Origin of the sequence: Paenibacillus wuxiensis, from assembly GCF_040195695.1 — a bacterium.
Taxonomy (GTDB): domain Bacteria; phylum Bacillota; class Bacilli; order Paenibacillales; family Paenibacillaceae; genus Paenibacillus_B; species Paenibacillus_B suaedae.
In genome coordinates this window covers 246369-260210 of the sequence record NZ_JBEFZI010000007.1, presented here as the reverse complement: position 1 = coordinate 260210, position 13842 = coordinate 246369, and the positions used below count along the sequence as shown (strand labels likewise).

Below are 13842 nucleotides of genomic sequence, written 5' to 3'. Positions count from 1 at the left end.
ATCTTTTTCGTTATTGTCGTGGCGTTACTCCATTGCATGACCGCGTCATACTTGTGGATGACTTAATGCGTATACGCATTCACATTCTCTGTATCGACTGCATCATGCAGTGCGGCATTCAACCCACTCGCAATAATATTCGCCATATCCTCCATGAACTCGTCCACTTCCTTCGGCGTAACAACCAAATCATGGCCGAGCGGCTCAAGCACTTCCTTGACGAGCATTAACCGTTCCTGTTCGCTAATGTCATCCAGCATGCCAAGAATTTCTCTCGTCTGATTCGTTTCCTGCTTGAAATGCTCTTTCATATAATCAATCGCATTATTCACAATCGTGGATGCATAGCAGACCGTTGGCACTCCTATTGCAATACAAGGTATTCCTAAAATGTCTTTCGTCAATCCACGCCGCTTATTACCTACACCAGAACCTGGGTGGATGCCGATATCTGCAATTTGGATGGTCGTATTCACTCGCTCGAGCGCCTTGGACGCCAATGCATCTATCGCAATGATGACATCCGGCTTCGTCCGTTCTACAATCCCCTGTACAATTTCGCTTGATTCAATCCCAGTTACTCCAAGCACTCCAGGTGCAACTGCACTTACCTCTCGGTACCCCGGACTCACTTGATCCGGCATAATTTCGAAGTAATGCCGAGTAACAAGTACATTCTCAACGACAAGTGGACCAAGCGCATCCGGCGTGACATTCCAGTTCCCCAGACCAACAATAAGAGCCTTGGAGTCTTTATTCACTCCAACTTCAGCCAAGAACCCTTCGAACAGCTGTGCAAACTTGGTTGTAACGCGATCTTGGAGCTGGCTGTCCTTGCGCCGCAAACCTGGTACTTCAATCGTAATATATCGCCCTGGAAGCCGGCCAATTGCTCGTGATCCTTCTTCGGTCTGAACATGAATCTTCGTTACTTTAATCCCGCGAACATCCTCTACTTCTTCGGACACCCCAGGTATTGGAATTGCACGATCCGGCTGAGCGATTTCTCTCGATTCTAATGCTAAGTCGGTTCGAACGGAATAAGATTTCAAATCTGCTGTCATGGTAAACGCCTCCCTCTACGCACATCATTTTCTAACGTATATTTTGTGCACAGATGCAATTCTTATGCGAATCAGGATGTAAGCGAAAGCCAACCGTGTCAGAGCTTTGAACGTTCCTTATCCATCGTTCGTGTATTCCGATACCAACATGGTAAATGTATTGCTTTTTAAGTTGTGGCGTGATAGAATACTTTAAGTTGTGAATCTATTTTTCTTATGAACGAGGGAATTGGATTCTGTTGTCGCACTACGATGCAACGGAGGTGAAATCAATGCCAAACATTAAATCCGCTGTTAAACGCGTTAAAACAAACGACAAGCGCCGTCTGTTGAACGCTTCCCAAAAATCAGCACTTCGCACAGCTGTTAAAGCTGCTGACACTGCTTTGGCGAACAACGAAGCAGAAACAGCTAAATCTGCTGTCGCTTTGGCTTCCAAGAAATTGGACAAAGCAGTGACAAAAGGCTTGGTACACAAAAACGCGGCTGCCCGCAAAAAGTCTCGCTTGGCGACGAAATTGAACGCTCTGCTTGCACAAGCGTAAGCTGGAGCCTTTTCATACTTAGCTAGAAGCGAAGAAACCAGAAGATGAACGCCTCGGCGTTCATCTTCTGGTTTCTTTTTGTATTCTTGCTATTCCTTTAGACATCCGCATAATGAAGAGCTCCAAGCCTAGTACCTTCTCTACTCGGCCTGACTTCATTTCATAGTCGAGTTCTGCCGCCTCCGCTATCCATTGCGTCAGCTTATTTCCATCATAGTCACGCGCTTGCTCATAAGCCATTTTGACGGCGTATGGATGCAGCCCAAGTTGGGAAGCTGCCTGCTGCTGACTGAAGCTGCGGCTCGTCAATTCCTTCACCTGTACCATAATCCGCAATTGCCGTACGATAAGCGCCATAATCTTAATAGGCTCTTCTTTCTGCTTCAACAATTCGTGCAGAGTATCGAGCGCCTGATCCGCTCGCCGTTTGATAATATCTTCAACAAGCTGAAATACATTCTGTTCTGTGTTCTTGGCAATCAAGGAATGGATGGTCTCTACCACAACCGTTCCGCCTCTCCCTGTGAACAGACAGCACTTCTCAATTTCAGCCGACAATGTCTGCAAATTCGTCCCTGCACTGTTCAGAATTGCACGGATAGCCTCATCCTCGATCGAGCACTCATGCTTCTCCGCTTCCTTGCGAACCCACATCGTCAGCTCGTCTGCGCTAAGCGGCAGGAAAGGAAGCACTGCTCCAGCTGTCTTGGCTTTCTTAACCGTCTTCTTCCGTTCATCCAGCTTGTCCGCCTGCACGAGAAATACAACAATGCTCGTGTCCATTGGATTATCCATATACTCAAGCAATCGCTCCGTCTGATGCTCAATCTTGCCATCCTTCCCAGATGCGAATACTGTCGAATCCTTCACCAGAATACATTTGCGTGGAACTAGAAACGGCATCGTCTCCGCCTCTGCAACGACTGCCTCAACCGGGTGTTCCGAAGTATCCATCTTCATAATTGCTAATTCACGATTATCTTCACCGACTGCATGCTCTATTAAGAATTGTACGAACTCCTGAATCCGATATTTTTCAGTACCGTACAGAATATAGATAGAGCGCGGAAAGCCGCGCTTAATTTCCTTGACGGCTGCTTTAATATCTACCAAATTGCTAGCCTCCCCTTACGATATAACGAACCTCATCATAGCAGACTTTGACACAAAAACAAAGGGACTGGCACAACATCACTGTTGCGCGAGTCCCTTTGTCCCCTAACATCTATAATAAACATTTGCCACGAAGCTCTAGAAACTCCGCACAAATGGTCATTCGACGTACGGGAAAGCATTCTGTCTTCTTGATACCATACTATACGCAAAGACGTAACAATGTGTGCATGATAGCCCTGCATGTAAGCCCTTTTTATTTCGATTGTTGAATTGTTCCTTGAATGACTTCTTTCTCCGCTGGATTGCCTGCGTCCACAATCGGCTCGAGCGCATCATTCTTCAGTTCATACTGGAGCTTACTCGACTTCCCATCCTCTCTGGATGCGACAACTGTCAGCTTCGAGCTGTCTGCCGACCAAATCAGCTCAGATGGCTTCTCTGCTACAGCAATCGTCTGCAGCTTCGTTCGCTCCTGACCATTTAGCTTATAGAGCAGCAGCTGTCCATTGTCCCATGTCGCCATAAGGCTGCCGTTCGGTGCCGTCGCTTCGGCTACAGATGTAATAGAAGGGCCGACAAAGGAATTAATTTCCTTCTGTTCTGGCATCTTATCGCTTCCATCCTTCTGAGGCTCTTTCGGCGGCTCTTCTGCTAGAACCTGTTCTGTATCCTTCTGCTGTGGATCCTTCTTCGCATCTTGTTTCTGCCCATCTTGATTTGGCGGCTGTTTGTCTGCATCCGGTCTTGTTCGCGTCTGTCCACCTGCCACAGAACGATCTGCTGAAACTGTCTCCTGATCCTTCTTAGGATGAGAAGTGCTTTCTTTCTTCTCCACATCCTTCGGTGTCGGAATGCCGATCTTCTGTTGGGATGAGTCTTTCATTTCCTTCTGTCTATCTTGAGTAGACTTCTCCTTATCCGCTTCTCCCGTTTCCTCTGTTGTCGCATATGAAGAAGGTTCGGTTGAATTGTTCTGTGGATCGTTATTCGACGGTTTTTCCTTCATCGGAGAGCTAGATTCGGATTTCGTAACTTGAGAACTATCGGATTTGTCTGCAGTCTCGGTCTTCATGAGCTGCTCGTTCCTAAGCTCACTAAACTCGCCAGCCTGTTCCTCTGTAGGCGGCTTGAAGTTGACAATAAATAGACCAAGCACAAGCCCTGCTGCGATGACAGCGCTGGTCGCACGCCAGCGGATTCGTTCGAACCAACGTTGCTGAGTTGATTGAGGCGTCGCAGTTCCCTTGACGATACACGGCTTGATAGGCGATCCAGTCGCTGCATGGCCCGCTGACACAGCCTCTTGCGGATATGCTTCTGCATTTGGTTCGACCGCAGCTAGCTGCTCATCTCGATCAATGATATCCAGCGCTGGCATAATCGCATCAACTAGGCTGAATTTCGGCTCGACCTTAGGCAGCTGAACTAATTCCGTATGGAGTCGTTCCAATCGCCTAGCCATCTCACTGCAGGCGGGGCAATGGTTAATATGCTCAGTCAGAAGGTGCTGTTCCGAATCATTCAAGTCTCCATCCAATTTCCGCTGCATAAGTTCCATCACCTCTGAACAGTTCATCCTCGCACACCACCTTTCTCGTAATCTTGCAGCATAGTCTGCAGCTGTTGTCTGGCGCGGAATAGATATGATTTCACCGTATTGAGAGGCAAGTTCAAGCTATCAGCAATTTCGTTATACGAGAAATCTTGCAAGTAGCGAAGAACAACGACAGCACGGTGATGTTCCGGCAGTTGATCAATCGCTTCTCGTATATCCTGCGCTGCATGGGAGGATAGGACATCCCTCTCTACGCTTTCATTGCCAAGGAATGTGAGATTATGCTCCTCTATCGATACAGTCGGCTTCGTGCGGCGGAATTTGTCGATGCAAATATTCGTCACGATGCGCTGTACCCAAGTCTTGAACTGTGCTTTCTCCTCATACGATTGAATTTTAGTATATATCCGGATTAAGGCCTCTTGGGACGCGTCCAGTGCATCCTGCTCATTATTCAGTATGTAATAAGCAGTTCGATACACATATTGTTCGATTTCCCGCAAAAGAGTGATAAGCGCGTCTCTATCGCCAGACTGAGCGGATCGAATGAGTCCTGGCTCTACCACCTTGATCCCCCTCTCTTGCATATCCATTGACGTGAGAACGTCTGAAATGGTTGCAGATGATCGTTACCAATTTGTAGATTAATTTTAATACTTGATATTCCCTTCAATAATTCAAGATTAGCATAGCAAAAAACACCCTGAAAAGCATATCAAATTGTCACGAAACTTAAAAAATAGAAGAAAGAAACAGGAAAAGAGCACGTCGCATGACGTGCTGTCTGCTCCATTCTATAAATGTATCCTATCACGCTTCGCCCTCACCTTCAAACCACTAGGCGTCAGCTTGAATTGGATCTCCCCTTCCATATCTGTTCGTTTCACAGGAACCTTCGCATCATGCAGTGTATCCAGCACCTTCGGATGAGGGTGTCCATATCGATTATTGCGCCCTGCCGATATGACCCCTATCTGGGGCTTCCATTGCTCAAGCCATTCAGGTGTAGTAGAGGTTTTGCTTCCGTGGTGAGCCACCTTCAAGACGTCGATAGACTTCGATTGCTGCAATGCAACACGCTCGAGCATCTGCCTCTCTCCATCGGCTTCCAGATCTCCTGTAAGCATGAATACCGCCTGCTTCCTACTTGTTGGATGGATAAGTGTCAATTGGACGACAAGGGAGGCCTCGTTCTGATTGTCTTGAAAGTCGAGGGTAGAACCATCCGTCGAAGGATAAGGATACATCACCTCTAAGGAGCTCCACGAATCTAGCTTCCATCGCTGGCCTGCTTCCCATTTGCGAATAGGGATCCCTTGATCAATCGCAGTGCGGTATAGACTGTTCATCGAGGCGGAATACTTCCATGTCCCGTTCATAATGAACTGCTTCACCGGGATATGCTTCAGTACAGCTTGCAATCCCCCAGCATGGTCTTGATCGGCATGCGTTAACAGAACAGCATCCAATTCTCTGATGCCTCTCTGCTTCAACAACGGAACAACTACCTTCTCCCCTATCTCAAAGGGCACTCTGCGTTCCCGCCAGCGATCTTCTGGCTTGCGAAAATTCACAGTACCCCCGCCATCAATAAGCATCTGTTTGCCCGAAGCCGTTGAAATTAAGATGCTGTCACCCTGACCGACGTCGATAAAACTAACAACTGCATCATTCGAACGCCCCATGGAATATCCTTGCAGCACGATGAACCCGAGCAAGCAAGCGGCTGCAAGCGCAATTGCTCCTCTATATCGATATCCGCCTGCCGGGAGCTGGATAAAATCGAGCGGTTGTGTATCATCAGCATGGTTCAAATTATGCCCTCGATCTCTTTCTCTGCGGTTAATCTGCCTCGCATCCCACCAACGCCGAACAGAAGTCAGCGCCAAGGCGAATCCGAGATAGTAAAGAGCGATCCACCATAATGGAGGGGTCGGCCATATGATCGTAGCACCTTCCATTTGTGCCAGCCAATACACTAGTTGGAACGTAACCTCATTCAACCGTTCAACAAGCCAAACGATCGGTACTGCCGCAGGTTCATATAGTGAACCGACAATCAACGATACTGAGCCAATTGGAAGCACAACAACGCTGACGAGGGGGACAATAACAAAATTAGCCAAAAAGGACAACAGCGAAAATTGATTAAAGTAATAGACAGTAAGAGGCAGCGAAACAGCTTGTGCAACCAGTGTAACCGAGAGCGAACTGGCCAATGTCCGCGGCAAAGAAGCCATTAGCCTCATAGCGAGGGGAACAAATAAAATCAGCCCAGCCGTGACAATAAAAGACAATTGAAATCCGACCTGCAGTACATAACGAGGCTGCCATACCGCCATGAAAATGAAGGCAGCTGCCAGAAGATGCAGCCCATCCTTCAACCAGCCTCTCTTTGCCCCATAAAGGGCTAGGAAAGCCATCATACCTGCACGAATAACCGATGGCGACGCCCCCGTCAACAATACATACATCGGGATGAACCCCATCGTGATCGATATGCCCGTCTCCTTCGTCATGCGCAGCAATCGGAAGAGATACAATAGAGCTCCGATAAGTACACCTACGTGCAATCCAGATATGGCGAGTATATGGGTAAGTCCCAACTGCGAGAACTGTTGATAAATATCCGGATCCATATCCCCCCGTGTTCCCAGGATAAGCCCTTGCATATAGCCGCTATGGGGCTGCTTGTACATATGCTCCAATATCGCAGCCAGACGCTCCCTGCCTTGATCCACATATGCCAGCATTCGATTCCACATGATAGTAGGTGCATAGGAAGAGATCGTCTCAATTGCTGTATGCGAGGTCAGATGCTGTAAACCCGACACCTTCAACAACCAGTCGATTTGCAAAGTATGTAAATAGTCTCTGTAGCTGAATCCGCCAAAGTTCCCCGCATCGCCGGGAGCCTCAAGCTTACCTTGTATACGCACCAATTGCCCTCGGTTCCATTGATCCACCTGTTGCAGTTCCTGTTTACTAGATAACTTGATTTGAACTAGCAGCGTCTCCCTTACACTTTCCATGCGCTTCGTTTCTGGTGTTCTCCAGCCTGTAACTCCGAATTGGAACTGCATCCGATCTCCGTCCAGCTCTGGCGGGGTTAGGATCACCCCTTCCCATTCTCCGTTCACTTCCTGTACCTGATCTACATAAGAACTAACTCCCTCATACGACCAGACACTATCTCCACTGTTCACCGTCAACTGATAATAGAGTACAGCCATAAGCAGCAGCAGCGCATACAAGACTGCTTGCATACGTCTGCACCAGCCTCCTATGACACAAAGCGGCAATACCAGCACAATTCCGAGAGCTGCAATCCAAGCCTCTCCATTCGAGAGAACTGCGCTTAGATGGAAGCCTCCGGCCATCATACAGGCAGCCACAACCAACGGTCGACGTGCCAGCATACCATCCCCCCCTACCCATACACAAAAAACCTCCATACTCGCCAGCACTGCTCTTCGCATTTAAATGCGAAACGAACAGTGCTGCTTGAGCACAGAGGTTCTTCCTCATCCCTATTCAGAACGATACATTTATTCGCTAACTTCATCCATTACCGACTCTGCTGGCGGATGATAATGATCAAGTTGACGGAACACAATTCCTTTATGCTCCATCATCGCAGCCACTTTATCGCTATCCTTCAAATAAGGACGGTGATAAACGATCTCGACAACACCACTGTTGGCAAGCATATTGGCACATGTCCAACAAGGCTGATCCGTCACGTATACCGTAGATCCCTCTCTATCATTCCGATCCGTGAATAGCAGCAAATTCTGTTCTGCATGGATCGTGCGAATGCAGCGCTGCTTCTTAACCATCTGCGCTTCGCCGTCTACGACAACTTTCTCATATTGTTCTGCGATCATGCAGCCAGCCTCACTGCAGTCAGGAATCCCCATCGGAGCGCCATTATAAGCGGTGCCAAGCAGCTTCTTGCCCTGTACGAGCACAGCGCCCACATGCCGTCTTGGACAGCGCGAGCGAGTAGACACCATATAGGCAATATCCATAAAATACGTATCCCAGTCTTTGCGCATAGTCGTTGTCATAACTCCAATCCCCATTCTTCTGCCTTTGTCTATGTTGTGTATGTTACCCTTATTGTAAGCAGGCCTGCGCATTCATGCAACTAAAGACATCACAATGTTGCACATTTCACGCATATTATTCTACACGTACCTGATCACGGATCTTGGCCATCATCTTCTTGCCGATTCCCTTCACCTTCATGAGATCGTCAACGTGGCGGAAGGCACCCTTCTTCTCGCGATATTCAATGATTGCTTTCGCTTTACTCGGGCCAATACCTGGAAGTGTCACCAGTGCAGATTCATCAGCTTCATTAATGTTAAGAAGTTGGGACACAGCTCCCTTAGCTCCCTTGTTCCCAGCCGCACTGGAATGCTCCTTCTCCGTCTTAAGGATATCCGTTAAAGGAAGTAAACTAGCGGCCTCCGATTGTCCTCCCTTTCCCGTATCAGCACCATCATCCTTATGGGCTACTGTCGATACGGAAGACTGCTGCTTGTTCTGTGCATGTTGTTCCGCAGCGGGAGTCGACTTCGAAGACATCTTCGATTCCGTGATCTGGGCTTCCTTCCCTTCAGCAGTCATTATCGAATCAATCTCATCATTCAAATCCGTCCAAGTCCCTGCTTGCAGTGACCCTTGCGGCTTCACCCATATCCACATACAGATTGCAACACCGATTACTGCTAGACTCATTGCAATTAGCCATCGCATTGGCAATGCTCTGGTCTTCCTCATTCCTTCTCTCATGTCACCACACCCTTCGTCAGCGAATGACGGCATAATGGTCAACCATGTCATCATATGGATCAATAAGCTTGATAAACTTGTGTTCATCACAAATGAATACGAAGTGAACATAATCACGTCCTACGACAACAGCGGAATAGGCAGAAGCAAAGGGAGGGAACGTACTTGAAAGTCGGGTTTATAGGTACGGGAAGCATGGGGTCTACAATCATTGAAGCACTTATTCAATCAGGTGCATTGGAACCATCTCAGCTTATCGCGAGCAATCGCACGAGGAATAAGGTTCAACAGCTGGCTGCGCAATATCCTGGGCTGCAATTGTCCAGCAGCAATGTAGAAACTGTACAAGAAAGCGATATCGTCTTTTTATGTGTGAAGCCTTCAGAATTCAAAGCCGTTCTGAACGAAATCGCACAATATGTAAAGCCTTCTCTCATCGTTGTATCGATAACGAGTCCAGTGCTCATTAGCCATTTGGAGCGGCAGCTGTCCTGCAAGATAGCAAAAATTATACCAAGTGTTACGAATTATGTATGGAGTGGAGCATCCTTATGTATGTATGGAAGCAGGATTCAAACAGAAGACAGGCTGCTATTGGAACAGTTGATGATGTCCATAAGTCGTCCAGTTCAGGTATCCGAGCAGTATACGCGCATCACTTCGGATATCTCAAGCTGTGGGCCGGCATTTATCGCCTTTTTCGTGCAGAAATGGATAGAGGCTGCAGTTGAAGTTACAGGAATCGAAAGGAATGAGGCAGAGCGCCTGGCCAGCGAGATGCTGCTTGGTACTGGCAAGCTGCTAACGGAGGGAGGATTCAGCCTTGAGCACTTGAGACAGCGGGTAGCAGTCCCCGGCGGCATTACCGCCGAGGCGCTCCGTCTGTTGGATGGTGAGCTGGATGGGGTATTCCAGCAGCTCATTCAAGTCACCCATGCCAAATATGAGGAGGATTTACACAAGGTCGAATCCCAACTATTTGGCGAAGAACTTAACCGACCACAATGTTAACAAGTCTGCCTTTTACTGCGATGACTTTGCGAACCGTCTTGCCAGCGATGGCATCCTGAACGTTCGCGAGGGACATCGCTTTTTGCTGCATTGCTTCTTCGTCAGCATCTGCTGCTACATTTGCACGGCATACAATCTTGCCATTCACTTGAATAACAATTTCTGCTTCCGCATCAACTGTAAGCGACTCATCATAAGTCGGCCACGCAGCGTACGTAATCGACTCTTGGTAGCCAAGACGCTGCCACAATTCTTCCGCGATATGTGGCGCGAGCGGTGCCAGCAATTGAACGAAGTTCTCCATCGCTTGGCGTGGAAGAACCTCTGTCTTATACGCCTCATTAATGAAGATCATCAATTGACTGATTGCCGTATTGAAACGGAATCCTTCGATGTCTTCCGTCACCTTCTTGATGGTCTTGTGCCATGTACGAACGAAGGCCGGATCTGCTCCATCCGTTCCGTCAGCAATCTTGCTGTTCAGGGCTCCTGTCTCCTCGTTAATGAACAAGCGCCAGATGCGGCTCAAGAATCGGTAGCTTCCTTCTACACCATTCGTGTTCCATGGCTTCGTCGCTTCCAGTGGACCCATGAACATTTCATAGATGCGCAGCGTATCTCCGCCGAACTCGTTCACAATATCATCTGGATTGATGACATTGCCGCGGGACTTAGACATTTTCTCGCCATTTGTACCAAGGATCATCCCTTGGTTAACAAGCTTCTGGAATGGCTCCTTCGTATCTACGACACCAAGGTCGAACAATACCTTGTGCCAGAAGCGCGCATACAGCAAGTGAAGAACCGCATGCTCAACGCCGCCAATGTACAAATCAACTGGAAGCCATTTCTTTTGCTTCTCTTTGGAGCAGATTTCATCGTTATTGTGCGGATCGATGTAGCGCAGGTAGTACCAGCTGCTTCCCGCCCATTGCGGCATTGTATTCGTTTCACGGCGAGCCTTCATGCCTGTCTCCGGATCAACTGTGTTCACCCATTCGTCTACGTTCGCAAGCGGAGATTCTCCAGTACCCGATGGACGAATCTGATCGACATCCGGCAGTGTAAGCGGAAGTTCGGATTCCGGTACAGGCTTCATTGTTCCGTCTTCCAGATGAAGAATTGGAATCGGCTCTCCCCAGTAGCGTTGACGGCTGAACAACCAGTCGCGCAGGCGATACGTTACCTTGCCTTCGCCCTTGCCTTCTGCTTCAAGCCATTCAATCATGCGCGCCATTGCAGCCGCATTGTCCATTCCGTTCAGGAATTCTGAATTCACATGAGCTCCATCGCCGGAATATGCTTCTTCCTGTACATTGCCGCCTTCAATCACTTCGATGATCGGCAGGTCAAATTGCTTCGCGAATTCCCAGTCGCGCTGATCATGTCCAGGAACAGCCATAATTGCACCTGTACCGTATCCAGCAAGCACATAATCCGCAATCCAGATTGGAAGCTTCGCTCCATTCGCCGGGTTCACCGCATAGCTGCCTGTGAATACACCCGTCTTATCCTTCGCCAAATCCGTACGCTCCAGATCGCTCTTGCGTGCCGCCTGCTCTTGATATGCCTTCACAGCAGCTTGCTGTTCAGCTGTCGTGATGCGTTCGACAAGCTCATGCTCAGGAGCCATGACACAGTAAGTTGCACCGAACAGCGTATCTGGACGAGTTGTAAATACAACCAGTTCCTCTTCGTGACCGTCGATTACAAAGCGAACTTCAGCTCCCTTGGACTTCCCAATCCAATTGCGCTGCATGTCTTTCAAGCTCTCCGGCCAGTCAAGTTCATCCAGATCTTGCAACAAACGCTCTGCATACTCCGTAATCTTCAATACCCACTGACGCATTGGCTTACGAATAACTGGGTGGTTACCACGCTCCGAACGGCCATCGATGACTTCCTCATTCGCAAGTACAGTACCGAGGGCTGGACACCAGTTAACAGGAACTTCTGCAACGTAAGCGAGTCCTCTCTTGTACAACTGAATAAAGATCCACTGCGTCCACTTGTAATATTCCGGATCAGTTGTGCTGAACTCACGATCCCAATCATAAGAGAAGCCCAAGGACTTGATCTGACGACGGAAGTTGTCGATATTCTTCACCGTGAATTCACGCGGATGCTGTCCCGTATCGATCGCATATTGCTCAGCTGGAAGGCCGAATGCGTCCCATGCCATCGGATGAAGGACATTGTATCCTTGCATGCTCTTGTAACGAGACATGATATCTGTAGCCGTATATCCTTCCGGGTGTCCTACATGAAGTCCGGCGCCAGATGGATATGGGAACATATCCAGTGCATAGAAATTCGGCTTGTTCTCATCTTCTGTCGTTGCAAATGTCTTATGTTCATCCCAATAGGATTGCCATTTCGGCTCGATCTGCTGCGGCACGTAACCGTGCGGCTGCTTCGCTTCTTGACTCATGCTTACTCCTCCTACGATGCCCAGACGGCTGCTCGCGCATGTCCGTCATACTTGTGGCAATGAATAAATGTGATTAAAAAAGCCTCCCATCCTTAGCGATTATCGCTAGGGACGAGAGGCATTATTCCCGTGGTACCACCCTAGTTAGCGGACAGCATGCTTTGCTATCCACTCCCTTTACACCATTAACGCTGGCAATACGTCGCAGCTTACCGCTCCCGATTCTGCTGCGCGACTCTGAGGCGAGTTCGCTTCTGCACCATCACCGGCTTGCACCAACCGCCGGCTCTCTGAAGATGGGACCTAAGGTACTATTCCTCTTCGAAGTCTTTCCATTCTACCTATTCAGCTTGAATATGATTATGATGCATCCAAATAGATGCAAGTAGCTATATCATAATGAAAAATTTTCTTATTGTCAATGATCGCCATGCAACTCCAAATCTTTCTTGTTCATTCGCTTTGAATTGAGAAAGTAACACCGAATTCTACATCTCACGACGGATCAATGTGCATATCACATGCATCTTCAGAAACTATGCACATCTATCTTTATGGCTTCACTGCAACAAAAAAGATTCGGCGCGACTCTTCGTCCGGTGACTGCCATTCAAAGTCCGCAAATTGCTCGACATGATCGAAACCAGCTTCTTTCAGCATACGTTCTAACCAGTCTGGATCATAGGCGCGTTCAACATGCTCCTCGTCAATACGCTCGTACAAGCCTCCGGACTGCTGACGAACGAACAAGGTCAGCTGGTGCTCAATCTCCTGGCGTTCTTCATCATAATCCGAAAACCAAATATAAGAGATATCTTCATCATCATAGGCAAAAGGCTGGGTCTCCGCATAATGTTCGAATTGACGGACATGAAGCACATCGAACAAGAAAACGCCGCCAGATCTCAAGTTGTTATAGGTAGCTTGAAAAGCACGTTTCACGTCGTCCTCTTCTGTCACATAGTTCAAGCTGTCACAGAACGAAACGACGGCATCCGCTTCTCCAGGCATGGCCCAATCGCACATATCCTGATTCACCCAACGCACGTCGCCCTTCAGCGGTCCAGCCTCTATTCCCTTGCTGCTCGCAATTGACAGCATCGATTCTGAAATATCGATGCCGATTACATCATAACCGAGCTTCGCCAGTGGCAATGCCGTACTCCCGGTTCCACAGCCAAGGTCAACGATAGAACGAACCTCGCCGCTTCCAAATCGTTCCCAGGCCTGCCGAGCAAATGACACCCACTGGTCGTATGGCATGTCCTCCATTAAGCGGTCATAAACCTCCGCTACACGCCCATATGAAATCATCTATCT

General features: G+C 48.4%; 11 protein-coding genes and 1 other annotated feature. Of the genes, 2 read left to right on the top strand and 9 right to left on the bottom strand.

Annotation, left to right across the window (positions count from 1 at the left end):
* Positions 1–62 precede the first annotated feature (62 nt).
* Positions 63–1064 (bottom strand): GPR endopeptidase, encoded by a 1002-nt coding sequence (gpr, locus tag ABN764_RS17600; RefSeq protein WP_446672651.1) that lies wholly within the window; start codon positions 1062–1064, stop codon positions 63–65.
* A 272-nt stretch (positions 1065–1336) separates the two neighbouring features.
* On the opposite strand from gpr, the gene rpsT reads away from it, so the two are divergent.
* Positions 1337–1609, top strand: a complete 273-nt coding sequence (rpsT, locus tag ABN764_RS17595; protein ID WP_021256839.1) for a 30S ribosomal protein S20 — start codon at positions 1337–1339, stop codon at positions 1607–1609.
* 60 nt (positions 1610–1669) lie between these two features.
* Here rpsT and holA read toward each other — a convergent pair whose 3' ends face one another.
* The 6 genes from holA to ABN764_RS17565 form a co-directional block, all read right to left on the bottom strand.
* Entirely contained in the window at positions 1670–2722 is a 1053-nt protein-coding gene (gene holA / locus ABN764_RS17590) for a DNA polymerase III subunit delta (protein ID WP_446672650.1), read from the bottom strand.
* Between the two features lie 256 nt (positions 2723–2978).
* Positions 2979–4301 (bottom strand): anti-sigma factor family protein, encoded by a 1323-nt coding sequence (locus ABN764_RS17585; protein WP_446672649.1) that lies wholly within the window; start codon positions 4299–4301, stop codon positions 2979–2981.
* On the bottom strand, positions 4298–4846 hold the full coding sequence (locus ABN764_RS17580; protein ID WP_021256842.1) for an RNA polymerase sigma factor: 549 nt from the start codon (positions 4844–4846) through the stop codon (positions 4298–4300). Before ABN764_RS17580 ends, ABN764_RS17585 begins: the two co-directional genes overlap by 4 nt.
* A 228-nt stretch (positions 4847–5074) precedes the next feature.
* Positions 5075–7699, bottom strand: coding sequence for a ComEC/Rec2 family competence protein (locus ABN764_RS17575; RefSeq protein WP_446672648.1), 2625 nt, complete (start codon positions 7697–7699; stop codon positions 5075–5077).
* A gap of 129 nt (positions 7700–7828) precedes the next feature.
* On the bottom strand, positions 7829–8350 hold the full coding sequence (locus ABN764_RS17570; RefSeq protein ID WP_021256844.1) for a deoxycytidylate deaminase: 522 nt from the start codon (positions 8348–8350) through the stop codon (positions 7829–7831).
* A gap of 115 nt (positions 8351–8465) precedes the next feature.
* Positions 8466–9044 carry a ComEA family DNA-binding protein gene (locus ABN764_RS17565; protein WP_446672729.1) on the bottom strand — a complete coding sequence of 193 codons (579 nt, stop codon included), beginning with the start codon at positions 9042–9044 and terminating at the stop codon, positions 8466–8468.
* Between the two features lie 201 nt (positions 9045–9245).
* Between ABN764_RS17565 and comER the strand changes: the two genes are divergently transcribed.
* Positions 9246–10091, top strand: a complete 846-nt coding sequence (comER, locus tag ABN764_RS17560; RefSeq protein ID WP_268624543.1) for a late competence protein ComER — start codon at positions 9246–9248, stop codon at positions 10089–10091.
* Here comER and leuS read toward each other — a convergent pair.
* Complete coding sequence (leuS, locus tag ABN764_RS17555; protein ID WP_446672647.1) at positions 10072–12522, bottom strand: leucine--tRNA ligase; 2451 nt, start codon at positions 12520–12522, stop codon at positions 10072–10074. The two genes, comER and leuS, sit on opposite strands and share 20 nt — an antisense overlap.
* 104 nt (positions 12523–12626) lie before the next feature.
* Positions 12627–12856, bottom strand: a binding site (T-box leader).
* Positions 12857–13074: 218 nt separating this feature from the next.
* Complete coding sequence (locus ABN764_RS17550; protein WP_021257759.1) at positions 13075–13836, bottom strand: class I SAM-dependent DNA methyltransferase; 762 nt, start codon at positions 13834–13836, stop codon at positions 13075–13077.
* Positions 13837–13842 lie beyond the last annotated feature (6 nt).